The sequence below is a fragment of the Saccharopolyspora hattusasensis genome (assembly GCF_050972075.1).
GTDB lineage: Bacteria > Actinomycetota > Actinomycetes > Mycobacteriales > Pseudonocardiaceae > Saccharopolyspora > Saccharopolyspora hattusasensis.
Window position 1 is genome coordinate 2,896,949 of sequence record NZ_JBPCDC010000001.1, and the last position, 15,675, is coordinate 2,912,623.

Genomic DNA, 15,675 nt, shown 5'->3' on the forward strand with positions numbered 1-15,675 from the left:
GCGGATTCCGAAAACACGCACCGACAAGAAAGCAAACCCACCCAGCAACCAGCTGCCCGCGGATCGAAACGCGAGTCCAAAGTGGACAAACAAAGGCGATCGATCACGCTGCGGTGGGCGGTTCGCTACTGCTCGGCTTCGTCGGCGAAGAGGTTGGCGAGGTCGCGGGTGAGGCTGATCGCGCGGCGCGTCCAGGCCGGTGTCGCTCCCGCGAGGCCGCAGGTCGGGGTCGGCACGCTGCGCTCGGCCAGCGCCCGGCGGGCGAAGCCGAGGCGGGAGGCCAGGTCGAACGCGGGTTGGGCGATTCGGCGGAGGCGGGCTTCGCCCGTCAGCTCCGTGCTCGGGACCAGTCCGAGGAACAACGTGGTGCCCTCTTCCCAGGCCTCCCCCAGTTCGTCGGCGAACGAACCGGACACGTCACCGAGCCTGGTGGCGTCCAGCGCGATAGCCCCGGCGCCGGCCCGGCGCAGCATCGCGACCGGCGGGCGGACCGCGCAGCAGTGCACCACGACCGGCGAACCCGTTGCGGCCGCGAGCTTCTCGATCATCTCGGCCAGCACGCGTTGCGCGTCCGGTTCCGGGACCGCGGACACCTTGCCGTAACCGGAGGGCGTAGGCAGCGACCCCGCCAGCACTGCGGGCAACGACGGCTCGTCGAGCTGGACGACGACCCTGGCGCCGGTGCGAGCGGCGACCTGTTCGGAGTGCGCGATCAGGCCTTCGGTCAGCGACTCCGTGAAGTCGTGCAGCGCGCCCTGGTCGGTCAGCACCCGGTGTCCGCGGTGCAGCTCGATCCCGGCCGACAGCGTCCACGGGCCCGCCGCCTGCACCTTCACCGCCCGCGGAGCGCCCGCTTCGGCGGCCGCTTGCTCCACGGCGTCCAGGTCCCAGCGCATCAGGTCGATGGCGCGCTGGTGGTCCCGGCCGGGGCGGGAGGCTACCCGGTAGCCCGACGGCACCACTTCGACGGCGAGGTCGACCAGCAGCCCGGCGGTGCGGCCGAGGATATCGGCACCGACGCCGCGCCCCGGCAGCTCCGGGAAGGGCGTCAAGTCGGGCAGTTCGCCGACGACAGTGCGCGCCGCCTCGACCGGATCGGCCCCGGGCATCGATCCGATGGCTGTGGCGATCCCAGGGCCCCAAGGTGCGTCACTCACCCCGCCATTATCGACAGCCCGCCGCGCGCCGCCCGACGGGGCACAGCCAACGCGGCTCAGCGCCCGTGAGCGTTTTCGGGTGCTATCGCGCCCAGAACCACTCACGGTCCTTGACCAGCCAAAACGAAGCTGCGATCAGTCGGTGAGCTCGTCGCGCAGGACGCGTTTGAGGAGCTTGCCTGAGCTGTTGCGCGGCAGGTCGTCGACGAGGCGGATCTCCTTCGGCACCTTGAAGCCGGCCAGGCTGCCGCGCGCGTGCTCCAGCAGTTCCGCCTCCGTCAACTCGGCCTTGGCGACCACCACCGCCGCGATGCGCTCGATCCACTTCGGATCGGTCACCGCGATCACCGCCACTTCGGCCACCGCCGGGTGCGTGTACAGCGCGTCCTCCACCTCGCGGGATGCGACCAGCACGCCACCGGTGTTGATCACGTCCTTGATCCGGTCGACGACGAAGCAGTAGCCCTCCGAGTCGCGTCGCACCAGGTCGCCGGAGTGGAACCAGCCGCCGCGGAACGCCTCGGCGGTCTCCGCGGACTTGTCCCAGTACCCGGTGCACAGCTGCGGCGACCGGTAGACGATCTCGCCCAGCTCCCCCGGCGCGACCTCCTCGCCCTGCTCGTCGACGACCTTCGCCTCCACGAACAGCACGGGCCGCCCGGCGGAATCCGGCCGTCGTGCTCCTCCGGGCGCAGCACCGTCGCAAGTGGAGCGATCTCGGACTGCCCGAAGCAGTTGTAGAACCCCAGCTCCGGCAGCTGATCGCGCAACCGCTGCAACACCGGCCCGGGCATGATCGAGGCGCCGTAGTAGGCCTTGCGCAGCGTCTTCAGGTCGCGGGTGGCGAAGTCGGAGTAGTTGGCCAGCGCCACCCAAACCGTTGGCGCGGCGAAGAACGCGCTGATCCGCTCCTCCTCGATCCGCCGCAGGATGTCGCCCGGCTACGGCACTTCCACCAGCGCGTTGGTGGAGCCGATCATCAGCTGCGGCAGGAGGAACACGTGCATCTGCGCCGAGTGGTACAGCGGCATCACATGCAGCGGCAGATCGTCTTCGCGAAAATCCAGCGCGACCACGCAGGACACGTACTCGTGCAGCAGCGCGCGATGCGTCATCATCGCGCCCTTGGGCTGCGAGGTCGTGCCCGAGGTGTAGAGCAGCTGGACCAGCGCATCGTCGGCGACGGCGACGTCGACGTCCAACTCCGGCAACGGGCCGTCGATGCACTGCGCCAGCAGCGAATCCGCGCTGTCGCGCAGCGGGATCACGCGCTCGACCGCGGTGCCGGGACGGACTTCGGCGAGCTTGTCGGCCAATGCAGGATCCACCAGCGCGATGCTGCTTCCCGACTGCTCCAGCAGGTAGCCCAGCTCGCCCGAGGTCAGGTTGTAGTTGATCGGCACGTGCACCAGGCCTGCCCGCGCGCAGGCGAGGAATCCGATCAGGTAGGCGTCGGAGTTCTTGCCGTAAGCCGCGATCCGGTCGCCCTGGTTCGCCCCGGCGGCCAGCAACACCCCGGCGGCGCGGGTAACCGCAGCGTCGAGTTCGGCATAGGTCCAAACCCATTCCTGCCCAGCACTGTCGACGAACCGCAGAGCCTCGCGGTCCGGGACTCGCGCGGCGCTGCGCCGCAACACGTCTGCGACCGTGCTGGCCCGAAGATCGAGCACAGGACCTCCCCAGTTCACGGTGCTGGTGTGGTGCACGGTGCCGCAATTTCAATGGAAATCAGAGCCCTGATTTCCATTGAAATTGCGGAAATCCCGTACGCCGGGAGACACTACCCGCGAACCGCGCTACGCACTAGGCCGTCAGCGCGCCACAACTCGCGCAGTGCGTCGTTGACGACATCGGGCCGCTGGCTGTGCGGCCAGTGCGACGCGCCCGGCACCTCCAGGTGACCGGCGTTGATGCGCCGCGCTGTCACACGCGCGCACTCCATGATCGGCTCGCCTCCGTGCTCGCGGTACGCCCGCGGCGCGTCGTCCCAGGTCCCAGTGACCACCCTCGTCGGCCAGGCCGCCGCAGCGAGGGGTTCGACCGGGATCTGTGCTCCCCAAGCCGGTATCTCGCGCAGCGCGGTACGCGTCGCCCGCACGAGCTCCGGCGTCACCGGCGGCGCTTCGAAGCCCACGGACTCGAAGTTGAGCCGAACAAGGTCCTCGTCGGACAGTTCGGGCGGCACCGACGCGATCGCGTCCTGGTTGCGCTCCAACGCCTCAGCGACCAACGGCGCATCCGCGGCGAGCTGAAAGCAAGCCGGTTCGATGAGCGTCAGGGAAAGAACCGACTCCGGGTTCCGCGAGGCGGCCAGCATCGCGACCACGCCGCCGGAAGAGTGCCCCACCAGGTGCGCTCCGCCGTCGAGCAACTCGGCGATGTCGTCGGCGTCCTGCTCGTAGTCGCTGCGTTCGACGTCCGGGCTGCCCCCGTAGCCCCGCCGATCCGGGAGAACGAGCCGGAATTCGCCGGCCAGCGGGAGTTGGGCACCGAACCCGAAAACCTCGTGCGCCGCCCAAGTGCCCGAACCGTGCACGAAGATCGCGCGCGCTCCGTCGCCCCTTTCCGCGACATGCAGTGAAGTCATGCGCACATTCTGTCGACGCGCAGAGGTGCTGTCACTTGCTCAACGCGGCAATCGCCGCTTCCAGGGCGGCGTCGCGGAATTCCTCGGGCGGCCCTTCGGTTGTCGCGCAGTCCTGCAACCCACCGATCGCGACGGTCGCCCGAGCGATCTGCGCAGGTGATGCGTCGGGGCCGACCAGCAACGCGTAGACGCGGTTGCGCCAGGCGAGCATCTGCTGCATCAGATCGAGCTGCGCCAACGCCGAGACGTCCCGCAGGACCAGCTCGAAAACCTGCCGGTACCGCAGGACCACGTCGAAGTAGTCGGCCAGGAACTGGCGAGGATCGACCTCCGCGGCCGCCTCGCGGTCCGCCAGCAGGTCCTCGATCTCGTCGACGAAAGGCTGCACGATGCCGCGCATCAGGTCCGCCTTGGACGGGAAGTGGTAGTACAGCGCGGCTTTGGTGATGCCGAGCCGCTCGGCGACCTCCCGCAGGCTCGTCTTCTCGAACCCCTGGCGGGCGAACAGCTCCGCGGCGACCGCGCGGATCTCCGCCCTGGTGTCGACCCGTGTCCTCGGCATCGGCGTCCTCCTTCCAGCCGATCCTACTGCTTGCCGACCGGTAAGTTACTTGTCGACCGGTAAGTAGCGGGCTAGCTTAGCCCCATGACAAAGAACATCCTGATCTCCGGTGCCAGCATCGCCGGGCCGGCGCTGGCGTTCTGGCTGCGCAAGCACGGTTTCAACCCGACCGTGGTGGAGCGCGCACCCGCGATGCGCGACGGCGGCTACGCCGTCGACGTGCGTGGCGCATCGGTCGAGGTGGCCGAGCGGATGGGCATCCTGGCCGAACTGCAGAATGCTCGCACCGGCATGAGGGGCATGACCGTCGTCGGTGCGGCGGGCCGGTCGGTGGCCGAAGTCCGCATGGACGAACTGTTCGGCGGCGAACGCGACATCGAGATCATGCGCGGCACGCTCACCCGGATCCTGCACGAGCGCACCAGCGGAACCGAGTACCTCTTCGGCGACTCCATCACCGCCATCGACCAGGGCGCCGACGGCGTTCGCGTGACCTTCGAGCACCACGCGCCGCGCGAATTCGACCTCGTGGTCGGCGCCGACGGGCTGCACTCCAACGTCCGGCGGCTGGCGTTCGGCCCGGAGCCCGGTTTCCGCCGCTACCTCGGCTACCACGTCTCGATCTTCAGCACCGACAACTTCCTCGACCTGGACCGCTGGACCACGATCCGCAACACACCCGGCAAGGTGGCGGGCTTGTACCAGGCGCGAACCGACACCGGGGCTAAGGCGATCCTCGGCTTCAAATCACCGGAACTGCGCTTCGACCCCCGCGACCCGCAGACCCAGATCGCCTTGCTGGACAAGGCTTTCGCCGACGAGGGCTGGATCGCGCCCCGCCTGCTCGACGCCGCACGCCGCGCACCGGACTTCTACTTCGACTCGATCGCCCAGATCCGCCTCGACGACTGGACGCGCGGACGCGTGGTGCTGGTCGGCGACGCGGGCTACTGCCCGTCCCCGCTGTCCGGCCAGGGCTCCAGCCTCGCGCTGGTCGGCGCATACGTGCTGGCCGGCGAACTGCTCGCCACCGACGGGGACTACCGCACCGCGTTCCGCCGCTACGAGGCAGAAATGCGGAACTACGTGACGCTGAACCAGAAGATCGCGACGGACAGCGCGAAAACGCTGATCCCGAAGACCGCCACCGGCCTGTGGCTTCGCAACCAGGCGTTCCGCCTGATGCGCTACCTGCCCCGGACCAGCGGCCTGCCCAAGGAGATCCAGCACGCCGCCAACGCGATCAGCCTCCGCGACTACGCATCGGGGTCGTGACCGTGAAGCGGCGCGTTAACGCGAGCATCTACCGAAGGACTGCGGGCCGGGCGGCCATCGCCCGGTGGTGCACCGACCAGCTCGATTCGTCGCCGGTAGCGCACCAGCGGTGAACTATCAGCATCCACGGCTAACCAGCCCACCCGCAGCACCTGGCCGAGCTCGTCGAGCGCTCTTGATCAGGACTGCGACCGCTAGCGGGTGGCGGAGATGAGGCCGCTGCCGAGGACGAGGTCTCCCGCGGCGTCCGGGTGGTAGAGGACGATCGCCTGCCCCGGAGCGACACCGCGCAGCGGCTGGCGGAGCTGGACTCGGATGCCGTCCTCGTCGGCCTCGGCGACCGCCTCGGCCGTGCCGCCGTGGGCCCGGACCTGGATCACGCATTCCGTCGGACCGTCCAACGGCCGCTCGGACGGCCAGATGGGCCGCTTCGCGTCGATCTCGCTGACCGACAGCCGATCCGCGGAACCCACCTGGACGGTCCCGGACACCGGCTCCAGCGAAAGCACGTAGCGCGGCCGGCCGTCCGAGGCCGGGGCGTCGATGCCGAGCCCCTTGCGTTGGCCCACGGTGAACCCGTGCACGCCGGTGTGCTCGCCGAGCACCGCGCCGGTTTCGGCGTCCACCAGCTTGCCCGGCGTCTGCCCGAGCTTGGTCTCCAGGAACTTCTTGGTGTCGCCGTCCGGGATGAAGCAGATGTCGTGGCTGTCCGGCTTCTTGGCCACCGCCAGGTCGCGCTCGGCGGCCTCGACGCGCACCTCGGACTTCAGCGAGTCGCCGAGCGGGAACATCGAGTGCCGCAGCTGCTCCGCGGTCAGCGAGGCCAGCACGTAGGACTGGTCCTTGCCGTCGTCCCGGCTGCGCCGCAGCTCCGGCACACCGTCCACGATGGACAGTCGGGCGTAGTGCCCGGTGCAGACCGCGTCGAAGCCCAGCGCCATGGCCTTCTCCAGCAGCGCCTCGAACTTGATCTTCTCGTTGCAGGTCAGGCACGGGTTCGGGGTGCGGCCCGCGGCGTACTCGCCGACGAAGGTTTCGATGACCGCCTCGGTGAACCGCTCCGCGAAGTCCCACACGTAGAACGGGATGCCCAGCAGGTCCGCGGCGCGGCGGGCGTCCCGGGAGTCCTCGATGGTGCAGCACCCGCGGGCGCCGGTGCGCAGCGTGCCGGGCTTCGCCGACAGCGCCAGGTGCACGCCGACCACGTCGTGGCCCGCCGCGACCGCTCGCGCGGCGGCGACGGCGGAATCGACCCCGCCGCTCATGGCTGCCAGTACTCGCACGCCTCACACCTCCGTGGCGGCGGTCGTCGACCCCGCCGAAGATCGGCGCAACCCGGGCAGGCCGGCGCTACGCGCTCGTTGCACCACCGGCCCGATCGCCTCGGTGAGTGCCTGTACATCGGCCGCGGTCGAAGTGTGCCCCAGCGAGAAGCGCAGCGACCCGCGCGCGGCCTTCGGGTCCGCCCCCATCGCCAGCAGCACGTGGCTGGGCTCCGAGACCCCCGCGGTGCAGGCGGAGCCGGTGGAGCACTCGATCCCCTTGGCATCCAACAACATCAGCAGGCTGTCGCCCTCACAGCCGGGGAACGTGAAGTGCGCGTTGCCGGGCAACCGGGACGGTCCACCGCCCACGACGTCGTGCCCTGGATCGCCGTTGAGCACCACGTCCGGCACCACGGCGCGCACGCCGGCGATCAGCTCGTCGCGCAGCTTGGTCAACTGAGGCGCCTGCGATTCGCGCGCGCCGACCGCCTCGCGCACGGCCGACGCCAACCCCAGCACTCCAGGGGTGTCGAGGGTCCCGGACCGCACCTCACGCTCCTGGCCGCCGCCGTGCAGCACCGGGGTGCACTTGACGTCCCGCGACAGCAGCAGCACACCGACCCCGTACGGGCCGCCGACCTTGTGTCCGGTCATGGTCAGTGCCGCGACCCCGGAGGCCGCGAAGTCCACCGGCAATGTCTCGACGGCCTGCACGGCATCAGTGTGCAGCGGCACCCCGCAGCGGTCGGCAATCGCGGACAGCTCCGAGATCGCGTTGACGGTGCCGACCTCGTTGTTGGCCCACATGACGGTGGCCAACGCCACGTCGTCCGGGTTCTCCGCGAGAGCCGCCTCGAACACCTCCGGGCGCACCCGGCCGTTCGAGTCGGCTGCCAGCCAAGTCACCTCGGCACCCTCGTGCTCGGCCAGCCACTCGACGGCGTCCAGCACCGCGTGGTGCTCGACGGTCGAGGCGAGGACGCGGCGCCGGGTGGGATCCGCGGCCCGACGCGCCCAGAAGATCCCCTTGACCGCCAAGTTGTCGCTCTCGGTCCCGCCCGCGGTGAACAGCACCTCCGACGGCCGGGCCCCCAGCGCATCGGCGACGTCCTCCCGCGACTCCTCCACGGCGCGGCGTGCCCGGCGACCCGAGGTGTGCAGGGACGAGGCGTTGCCGATCCTGGTCAACGCCTCGCTCATCGCTGCGACCGCCCCTGGCCGCATCGGTGTCGTGGCAGCGTGGTCGAGGTAAGTCATCGCGCTGTCCAGGGTAATGCAGCCGCCCCGGCGGCCACCCCTCGGTCCGGCGGAAGGCGCAGGTCAGGACGTTTGCGCACGACCCGAGCGGACGAGCAGCAAACCGGCCAGCACGGCACCGGCCAGCAGCGCCAGATCCAGCGGCACGACGCCCCTGGTCGGCACGGCCCCGGTGGTCAGCGCGGCGACCGCCACGCCGACGACATCGCGGCGAACGCCGCAGGCCGGTGCTCCTCCTGAAAGACCCGACCGATCACCACGTAGAGCGCGACGATGAGCACCCCGCCACCCAGCCCTTGCACCACACGGGCGACGAGCAGCACAGGCTGCTGTGCGCAGCGGCGGCGACGATCGTGGCCAGCGCGGTGCCCAGCCCGCCAGTCGTGAGTGGCGAAGCCGGTAAGAACCGGTTTTCGCACTCACGACATCTGACCTGCGACAACGGCCGCGCCGGAGCTCGAAGAGCGGCACTCAGACGCCCGCCCTACCGAACCGCGGACGGTCACCTCCAAAACAGCCTCTACAGCACCCGAAAGCACTCACGGGTGTCATGCGGCGAGGTCGTGTGCGCTGCGGTGCTCCGGCGAAGCCTGGTGGCCCGGCGAAGCACCGGTGGCCGCAACGATCGCGGACTGGGCCTGCTCGGCCAACTCCCGGCGGTCGGTGCCGACCAGCTCGGGCAACACCACCAATTCCACGACCAGGCCCCGCATCCGTGCCACCGCGAGGACCGAATCGACCAGCGTGGCATCGCCCAGGAACGCCGCCGCAGTGGTCGGCTCGCCGGCCTCGGTCCGGAAGACCAGCGCAACCGGCTGCATCCGCACACCCGCATCCACCGCGGCCTGGAAGACGGCGGGCCGGAACCGCCCGGAAGCCCGCCCGCACCAGGTCGTCCCCTCCGGGAAGGCACCGATCACGGCCCCGGCGCGCAACTCGTCGGCGATCGTCCGCACCGCGCCGGGCAGCGCCGACAGCCGGTCGCGATCGATGTAAACGGTGCCGGCCCGCCCGGCGAGCGGCCCCAGCAGCGGCCAGGACCGGACCTCGACCTTGGCCAGCATCCGCATTGGGTGAAGCGCCTGGAGCGCAACGACGTCCAGCCACGAAACGTGGTTGCTGACCACCAGCGCGCCGCCCGGCGGAATCCGCTCCCCGAACGCGAGGCCGACTCCCAGAACGCACAACAGCATCCGGAACCACGTCCGCAACGCCCGATCCCGCGAAGCCGCCGGCAGCACCGGCAGCGCCAGCGTGAGGACACACCCGACCAGTAACAACCCGACGGTGCCGCCCAGCCGCAGCACCACCCGGGGCAGCCCCACCTCCGCCTGCTTGTCGCGCGGCGGAAGGCAATCCGGCCCACACTGCGACGTGGGCGTCCACTGGTTCATGCCGCGTCGCCCAGGAAGAAGCGCAGGTACCGCTGATCGGCGCGCTTGAGGTCCAGGAGCACGAAGTAGTCGGCCACGCCGAAGTCCGGATCGTGCGCCGGAGGCCCGCACACCTGAGCACCAAGCCGCAGGTACCCCTTGAGCAGCGGCGGCATCGGCGCACGTCCGGTGACCTCGAACGACTCCCAAGGCCGGTACGGGCGCACGCGGTGTTCCTCCGGCGCGTAGTGCTTCGCCGACACCGTGTTCCACACGTGCGCCGCCTGATCGCCTCCGTCGTCCAGCGGCACCGAAGCACAACCCGCGAGCATGGTGTGACCGTGCAGCAGCATGTACCGCGCGATCCCGGTCCACACCAGACTGACGACGGCGCCGTTGCGGTGGTCCGGGTGCACGCACGACCGCCCAGTCTCCACCAGCGAGGGGCGCAGCGGGTCGAGCGCCGAAAGGTCGAACTCGGTTTCCGAATAGAGCATTCCGGCTGCCTTCGCCCGATCCGGCGGCAGCATCCGGTAGGTCCCGACCACCGCGCCGGAGCGGTCATCGCGGACGATCAGATGGTCGCAGTAGTCGTCGAAGGAATCCCGGTCGACCCCGAATTCGCGACCGGTGACCGTGGCCCCCATCTCCTCGGCGAACACCTGGTAGCGCAGGCGTTGCGCGGCGTGCACTTCGTCGGAGTCTCTGGCGACCAGCAGCGAGTAGTGGGCGTCGGCCGCCGCACTCGGTGCGGCACTGGCCAGCAGCTGCGTCTCGGACATGCCGCAGGTGTATCGCCGCGCGGCGAACGCCCAACACACCAGCCGATGACACGGAGCAGGAATTTTCGGTGAATCCCAGGTGCGGCACCAGATCATTGCCCCGAACGGTCGCCTGGAACCCCACCCGAACAGCACAGCACCCCGGCCGCGGGCTCTTGCCGCGCGACCGGGGTCGATTTCGTCCCAGCCTCTTGGGAGGCCAGCTGCGGAACCTACTGGCCGACGAGCGCGGTCGCGCGCTCGATGATCGACGACGGGCTGGGCTGGGTGGCCATCTCCTCGCTCACCTCGCGCGCCGCCGCGCGGAACCCGGGCTCGGTGAGCAGCCGCTCGGCCATCGCCCGCACCGTGGCGACGTCCACAGTGGCCGGATCGTGGGACAGCCCGACGCCCCGGTCCACCACCCGCTGCGCCGACATCGGATTGTCCGCGAAAGCGGGCAGGACCAGCTGAGGAACCCCGTAGTGCAGCGGCGCGGCGGTGGTACCGGAACCACCGTGGTGCACCATCAGCGAAGCGGTCGGCAGGAACGTCGACAGCGGGAGGAAGCCGACGGAGCGCACGTTGGCCGGGAGCGTCCCGAGCTCGGCGAGATCGGTCTGGCCGGTCGCCAGGACCACCTCCACGTCCAGCGCACCGAGCGCCTCGATCACCACGGACAGACTGCTGATGCCGGACATGATCGGCACCACGGTCCCGAACGTGACGCCGACGCGCGGCCGTTCCGGCGGCCGCAGAGCCCACTCCGGAACCACCGCGCCACCGTTGAACGGCACGAACCGCATCGACCACCAGGGGACGCCGTCCTCCTTGTCCGGCTCGTCGCCGACCAGCCCGCCCATGCTGGGCGCCCGTGGATCGATCCGCGCGATCACCCGCGGCCAACCATCGGGAATGCCCAGCTTGTCGCGCAGCGCGAGGGTGATCTCGTCGTTCTCGTAGAAATTGCGCCCGTCTCGGCAATCCCCGTCCCGCGACGACCAGGAGACGCGGTTGCCCACCTCCAGCACCGGCACCCCGAGCGCCACCGCGGCCAGCCGCCCGGCCGCGTGGTCGGTGGTGTGGACGACGAGATCGACGCCGAACGCCCGCCCGGCGTCGATGGTGCCTTCGGTCATCGTCAGCGTGAACAACCCGAACGGGCTGCCCGCCTGCGTGGCCTTTTCGTACGCCTCGGACATCCCCTTGGCCACGCCGAGCCGCTCGAGCTCCGGCGACTTCTCCCTCGCATTGATCCCGCGCAGCAGCACGTCCCACACGTCGTGCTCCGGGAACACGTCGACGACGGGCAACCCGGCGCGTGCGCCGACATCGGTCATCTCGGCGGTGGTGGCGACCAGAACTTCGTGCCCGGCAGCCCGAGCCGCCCAGATCAACGGGACGATCGGCAACATAAGCCCATAACCGGGCGCAGCGGTGAAGAGGATTCGCACGTCGGCCGAGCATGCCACCGCTCACCGACACCCGCACCCGATTTTCAACCCCCCGCGAGCAAGGGAACCTTCCTGTCACCCCGCCCCTCACCCCGAAGCAAGGGAACCTTCCTGTCACCGAACCGCGCCCAGCGCGAGCAAGAGAACCTTCCTGCCACTCACCAAACGGCGCCCGACTCTTCGCGGCTGCGAGCAAGGGAACCTTCCTGTCACCGCCGCGGCGGCCCCCGATCCGCCGCCGGTTAGATTCCGGGGTATGCAGCGAACGACCGACCGCGTCGACCTCTACACCGACGGCGCATGCAGCGGGAACCCCGGCCCCGGCGGCTGGGGCGTCGTGCTGCGCTACGGCGACCACGAGCGTGAGCTTTACGGCAAGAACGCCGCGACGACGAACAACAAGATGGAGCTTATGGCGGTCATCGAGGGCTTGGCCGCGCTGACACGGCCGATGCCGACCGTGCGCATCTACACGGACAGCACGTACGTGCTCAAGGGCATCACGCAGTGGATGCACGGTTGGAAGCGCAACGGCTGGCTGACGTCCGCGAAGCAGCCGGTCAAGAACGCCGACCTGTGGCAGCGCCTGGACTTGGAATGCGCGCGTCACGGCGACGTGCAGTGGCAATGGGTGAAGGGGCACAACGGCCACCCGGAGAACGAGCGCGCCGACCGGCTCGCCTGCCAGGGCCGGGACGAAGCTCGCGCGGGTTGACGCGCAGAAGGCGGGCCGCACCCGGGTGCGGCCCGCCTTCTGCGTCAGATCAGCTCGGGGCTCAGCCCTTGCGCTTGGTGATCTCCTCGGTGAGCTGCGGGGCGACCTTGAACAAGTCACCCACGACGCCGAAGTCGGCGATCTCGAAGATCGGGGCCTCGGGATCCTTGTTCACCGCGACGATCGTCTTGGCGGTCTGCATACCGGCCCGGTGCTGGATCGCACCGGAAATGCCCAGCGCGATGTACAACTGCGGGGACACGGTCTTACCGGTCTGCCCGACCTGGAACTGGTGCGGGTAGTAGCCGGAGTCCACCGCCGCACGCGAGGCACCCACCGCGGCACCCAAACTATCGGCCAGCCTCTCCACAACCTCGAACGACTCCGCCGAACCGACACCACGGCCACCGGAGACCACGATCGAGGCCTCGGTGAGCTCCGGGCGGTCCCCGGCCTCGGCAGGCTGCCGACCGGTGATCTTCGCACCCGTAGCGGCCGGAACCTCCACCGACACGACCACAGCCGCGCCCGCGGCCTGCTCGGGCTCGATCGCACCCGGCAGCACCGTGACGACCGGCGTGCCCTTGGTGACCTTCGCCTTGGCGTCGTAGGCGCCACCGAACAGCGAGTGCGCCCCCACACCGTCGGCGTCGAGGTCCACGACCTCCGACAGCAAACCCGAACCGATGCGGATCGCCAGCCGACCGGCGATCTCCTTGCCATCGATCGACGCCGATACCAGCACCGCCGCCGGGCCGGCGCTGCCAACCAGGCTGGCCAGCACGCCCACCTGCGGGGTCACCAGGAACTCCGAGGCCTCCGCGGACTCCGCCGCATACACCTTCGCCGCACCGTAAGCCGCGAGGCTCTCGGCGAGCTTGCCGGTGGTGCCCGGCCCGCCCACCACGACCGCGGACGGCTCACCCAACCGACGCGCCGCCGTCAGCAGCTCGTACGTGACCTTCTTGACCTCGCCGTCCACGTGATCGACGAGGACCAGAACCTCAGCCATGAATCAATGCCTCCTCGAAAAACCGTGAACGACTCTCAAAGCAACTTCTCGCCGGCCAGGAACTCGGCGACGGCCACGCCACCCTCGCCCTCGTCGGTGACCTTCACACCACCGGACTTCGGCGGCTTCGGCGCCGACTCCACCACCTGCGAACCGGCACCTGCCAGCCCCACCTCGCCCGCGTCGATCCCGGCATCCACCAGCGACAACACACTGACCGGCTTCTTCTTCGCGGCCATGATGCCCTTGAACGACGGGTACCGCGGCTCGTTGATCTTCTCCGTCACCGACACCACCGCCGGCAACCCCGCCTCGACATTCAGGATCCCCGCATCGGTCTCCCGCTCGATCTTCACACTCGAACCGTCGGTGGCGACCTTGCGAGCGAACGTCAGCTGCGGCCAGCCCAGCACCTCGGCCACCATCGCCGGCACCGCACCGGTGCGGCCATCCGTGGCCTCGTTACCGGCGATCACCAGATCAACACCCTCGAGGGTCCCGATCACCTTCGCCAGCGCGCGAGCGGTCGACGGCGCATCCGTACCATGCAGCGCCTCATCCGAGAGGTGCACCGCCTTGTCCGCACCCATCGACAGCGCCTTGCGGATCGCATCCGTGGCACGCTCCGGACCCATGCACACGACGGTCACCTCGCCACCCTGAGCCTCCTTAATCAACAGCGCTTCCTCCACCGCGCGCTCGTTGATCTCATCCAACACCGCATCGGCCGACTCGCGGTCCAGGGTGTGATCCGCAGCAGACAACTTCCGCTCGGAATACGTGTCGGGCACCTGCTTGACCAGGACAACGATGTTCATGGGCCCTCTTCGACCTCCTGCGGACAGACGACGCTCGCTGGTCCTCCAGCGGCTTTGCTTGCGGACCCGGCGCTGCGCAGTCCGGGTAGGTTGACCTTGCCACGTCATTGTGCGAAAAGCACAGTGACGCCAACCACCCGGAATGTTACTAGCCGGTAGCACCGGTGCAACCAGGCCCCACACGTGACGGTACTCACCCCCGCAGGCGTCGAATTCGCCCGGTCGCCGTGACGACATTTCCTGCCGAGGTAGATGTACCGAGTTCCTACCAATTAGTAGCCTGGCCCGCATGAGGCAACGCGTCGCCATCGTGACCGACTCGACGGCTTCCATCCCGCACGACGTCGCGGAGCAGCTGGGCATCTCCGTCGTCCAACTGGAGCTCAAGATCGGCGACGAGCAGAACGACGAGCGCCGGGTGCCGCACCCGACGCTGGCCCAGGCGATGCGCGACGGCATCCCGGTGGAGACCGGCGAACCGCCACCACCGGCCTTCTACTGGAACTACACGGACGCCGCCGCCTCCGGCGCCGAGGCGATCATCTCCATCCACATCTCGGAGGCCCTGTCCCGCACCTGCGAGTCCGCCCGCGCCGCGGCCACCGAGATCGGCATCCCCGTCTACGTGGTCGACTCCCGACTGGTCGGCCTTGGCCTGGGCTTCCCGGTGATGGCCGCGGCCGAGGCCGCCGGCGCCGGCGCGACCCCGCAGGGCGTGATGAGCGTGCTGGACCGGCGTCTGCGCACCACCACCCAGCTGCTCTACGTGGACACCCTGGAGTACTTGCACCGCGGCGGCCGGATCGGGCGCGCCCAGGCCTGGCTCGGCCAGGCGCTGTCGATCAAGCCGGTGCTGGTCCTCAAGGAAGGCATCATCGACCAGCTGGCGAAGGCCTTCGGACCGGACCGGGCGCTCAAGAAGGCGGTCGCGAACGCGGTCCAGCGATCCGGCAGCGGTCCGGTCGACATCGGTGTCGAGCACTTCCAGTTCGCCGATCGCGCCCAGCGCGTGCTCGACGACCTGCGCTCCCAACTTCCCCAGGTCCGCCGCATCACCCTTGAGGAAACGAGCGCGGTCCTTGGCGCGCACGCCGGGCCCGGCGCCCTGGGCGTGACGATCTCCCCCGCCACCTGAGCGGCAAAGCCGCACTGCGCTGCGTTCGCCGGACGACGGCGAGTACGGAGCTTTTCCCCACACCCAACGGGTTTTCGGGTCGATGACCCGCTCGAGGCGCCGATTCCCGCGCTTTCCCAGCAGGTTCCACCCCGTCGAGTGATGCGAACGGTTGTTCGAGTGTGAATACTCGATGTTGGGCGATTCGAAGCGCGCCAGTTCTCCAAGCATGCGGCTCGGAACAAATAGCGCTTCGGAAGCACCGAACACGGCCATCCGCCGCCGTGTTCGCCCGCCATACCAACCCGAACCCGGAGGGCATCAG

Annotated in this window: 16 protein-coding genes and 1 pseudogene; 3 read left to right on the top strand and 14 right to left on the bottom strand. The window is 69.5% G+C overall.

All coding sequences use genetic code 11. The features are described from left to right. Nucleotides 1-125 precede the first annotated feature (125 nt). The 5 genes and pseudogenes from ACRXBZ_RS12945 to ACRXBZ_RS12965 all read right to left on the bottom strand — a co-directional run bounded on the left by ACRXBZ_RS12945 (nt 126) and on the right by ACRXBZ_RS12965 (nt 4,306). The gene (locus ACRXBZ_RS12945) at nt 126-1,157 is read right to left on the bottom strand and encodes a uroporphyrinogen decarboxylase/cobalamine-independent methonine synthase family protein (RefSeq protein ID WP_433879343.1); all 1,032 of its coding nucleotides are present in this window, start codon (nt 1,155-1,157) and stop codon (nt 126-128) included. 135 nt (nt 1,158-1,292) lie between these two features. Then, complete coding sequence (locus tag ACRXBZ_RS12950) at nt 1,293-1,640, bottom strand: AMP-binding enzyme (RefSeq protein WP_433883862.1); 348 nt, start codon at nt 1,638-1,640, stop codon at nt 1,293-1,295. 120 nt (nt 1,641-1,760) lie between these two features. Further along, nucleotides 1,761-2,863, bottom strand: a pseudogene (locus tag ACRXBZ_RS12955) (AMP-binding protein); the annotation flags it as partial. 74 nt (nt 2,864-2,937) lie between these two features. Next, nucleotides 2,938-3,744 carry an alpha/beta fold hydrolase gene (locus ACRXBZ_RS12960; RefSeq protein WP_433879344.1) on the bottom strand — a complete coding sequence of 269 codons (807 nt, stop codon included), beginning with the start codon at nt 3,742-3,744 and terminating at the stop codon, nt 2,938-2,940. 31 nt (nt 3,745-3,775) lie between these two features. Continuing rightward, nucleotides 3,776-4,306 (bottom strand): TetR/AcrR family transcriptional regulator, encoded by a 531-nt coding sequence (locus ACRXBZ_RS12965; protein ID WP_433879345.1) that lies wholly within the window; start codon nt 4,304-4,306, stop codon nt 3,776-3,778. Nucleotides 4,307-4,390: 84 nt separating this feature from the next. Here ACRXBZ_RS12965 and ACRXBZ_RS12970 point away from each other — a divergent pair, with 84 nt between their 5' ends. After that, complete coding sequence (locus ACRXBZ_RS12970) at nt 4,391-5,581, top strand: FAD-dependent monooxygenase (RefSeq protein ID WP_433879346.1); 1,191 nt, start codon at nt 4,391-4,393, stop codon at nt 5,579-5,581. 194 nt (nt 5,582-5,775) lie between these two features. Here ACRXBZ_RS12970 and mnmA read toward each other — a convergent pair whose 3' ends face one another. The 7 genes from mnmA to ACRXBZ_RS13005 all read right to left on the bottom strand — a co-directional run bounded on the left by mnmA (nt 5,776) and on the right by ACRXBZ_RS13005 (nt 11,652). After that, a complete protein-coding gene (mnmA, locus tag ACRXBZ_RS12975) occupies nt 5,776-6,864 on the bottom strand; it encodes a tRNA 2-thiouridine(34) synthase MnmA (RefSeq protein ID WP_433879347.1) in 1,089 nt (362 codons plus the stop codon). A 3-nt stretch (nt 6,865-6,867) separates the two neighbouring features. Continuing rightward, nucleotides 6,868-8,103, bottom strand: a complete 1,236-nt coding sequence (locus tag ACRXBZ_RS12980) for a cysteine desulfurase family protein (protein ID WP_168585061.1) — start codon at nt 8,101-8,103, stop codon at nt 6,868-6,870. 63 nt (nt 8,104-8,166) lie between these two features. Then, on the bottom strand, nt 8,167-8,298 hold the full coding sequence (locus ACRXBZ_RS12985) for a hypothetical protein (protein ID WP_433879348.1): 132 nt from the start codon (nt 8,296-8,298) through the stop codon (nt 8,167-8,169). Continuing rightward, entirely contained in the window at nt 8,280-8,522 is a 243-nt protein-coding gene (locus ACRXBZ_RS12990; RefSeq protein ID WP_433879349.1) for a hypothetical protein, read from the bottom strand. The genes ACRXBZ_RS12985 and ACRXBZ_RS12990 overlap by 19 nt, the downstream gene beginning before the upstream one ends. Nucleotides 8,523-8,651: 129 nt before the next feature. Further along, nucleotides 8,652-9,428: a lysophospholipid acyltransferase family protein gene (locus tag ACRXBZ_RS12995; RefSeq protein WP_433879350.1), complete on the bottom strand. Its 777-nt coding sequence runs from the start codon at nt 9,426-9,428 to the stop codon at nt 8,652-8,654. A gap of 65 nt (nt 9,429-9,493) precedes the next feature. After that, nucleotides 9,494-10,258, bottom strand: coding sequence for a GNAT family N-acetyltransferase (locus tag ACRXBZ_RS13000; RefSeq protein WP_168585064.1), 765 nt, complete (start codon nt 10,256-10,258; stop codon nt 9,494-9,496). A 212-nt stretch (nt 10,259-10,470) separates the two neighbouring features. Then, on the bottom strand, nt 10,471-11,652 hold the full coding sequence (locus ACRXBZ_RS13005; protein ID WP_433879351.1) for a glycosyltransferase: 1,182 nt from the start codon (nt 11,650-11,652) through the stop codon (nt 10,471-10,473). A 295-nt stretch (nt 11,653-11,947) separates the two neighbouring features. On the opposite strand from ACRXBZ_RS13005, the gene rnhA reads away from it, so the two are divergent. Beyond that, nucleotides 11,948-12,406 (top strand): ribonuclease HI, encoded by a 459-nt coding sequence (gene rnhA, locus ACRXBZ_RS13010; protein WP_433879352.1) that lies wholly within the window; start codon nt 11,948-11,950, stop codon nt 12,404-12,406. 61 nt (nt 12,407-12,467) lie between these two features. Here rnhA and ACRXBZ_RS13015 read toward each other — a convergent pair whose 3' ends face one another. Continuing rightward, on the bottom strand, nt 12,468-13,418 hold the full coding sequence (locus ACRXBZ_RS13015; RefSeq protein WP_433879353.1) for an electron transfer flavoprotein subunit alpha/FixB family protein: 951 nt from the start codon (nt 13,416-13,418) through the stop codon (nt 12,468-12,470). Nucleotides 13,419-13,453: 35 nt separating this feature from the next. Next, complete coding sequence (locus tag ACRXBZ_RS13020) at nt 13,454-14,236, bottom strand: electron transfer flavoprotein subunit beta/FixA family protein (RefSeq protein ID WP_168585068.1); 783 nt, start codon at nt 14,234-14,236, stop codon at nt 13,454-13,456. A 289-nt stretch (nt 14,237-14,525) separates the two neighbouring features. Here ACRXBZ_RS13020 and ACRXBZ_RS13025 point away from each other — a divergent pair, with 289 nt between their 5' ends. Next, the gene (locus ACRXBZ_RS13025) at nt 14,526-15,371 is read left to right on the top strand and encodes a DegV family protein (RefSeq protein ID WP_433879354.1); all 846 of its coding nucleotides are present in this window, start codon (nt 14,526-14,528) and stop codon (nt 15,369-15,371) included. Nucleotides 15,372-15,675 lie beyond the last annotated feature (304 nt).

Coding starts and splice junctions, on each gene's coding strand:
- ACRXBZ_RS13000 (WP_168585064.1), bottom strand. CDS start 10,258: ATGTCCGAGACGCAGCTGCTGGCCAGTGCCGCACCGAGTGCGGCGGCC.
- ACRXBZ_RS13005 (WP_433879351.1), bottom strand. CDS start 11,652: ATGTTGCCGATCGTCCCGTTGATCTGGGCGGCTCGGGCTGCCGGGCAC.
- ACRXBZ_RS12970 (WP_433879346.1), top strand. CDS start 4,391: ATGACAAAGAACATCCTGATCTCCGGTGCCAGCATCGCCGGGCCGGCG.
- ACRXBZ_RS12980 (WP_168585061.1), bottom strand. CDS start 8,103: ATGACTTACCTCGACCACGCTGCCACGACACCGATGCGGCCAGGGGCG.
- ACRXBZ_RS12965 (WP_433879345.1), bottom strand. CDS start 4,306: ATGCCGAGGACACGGGTCGACACCAGGGCGGAGATCCGCGCGGTCGCC.
- ACRXBZ_RS13020 (WP_168585068.1), bottom strand. CDS start 14,236: ATGAACATCGTTGTCCTGGTCAAGCAGGTGCCCGACACGTATTCCGAG.
- ACRXBZ_RS12960 (WP_433879344.1), bottom strand. CDS start 3,744: ATGACTTCACTGCATGTCGCGGAAAGGGGCGACGGAGCGCGCGCGATC.
- rnhA (WP_433879352.1), top strand. CDS start 11,948: ATGCAGCGAACGACCGACCGCGTCGACCTCTACACCGACGGCGCATGC.
- ACRXBZ_RS13015 (WP_433879353.1), bottom strand. CDS start 13,418: ATGGCTGAGGTTCTGGTCCTCGTCGATCACGTGGACGGCGAGGTCAAG.
- ACRXBZ_RS13025 (WP_433879354.1), top strand. CDS start 14,526: ATGAGGCAACGCGTCGCCATCGTGACCGACTCGACGGCTTCCATCCCG.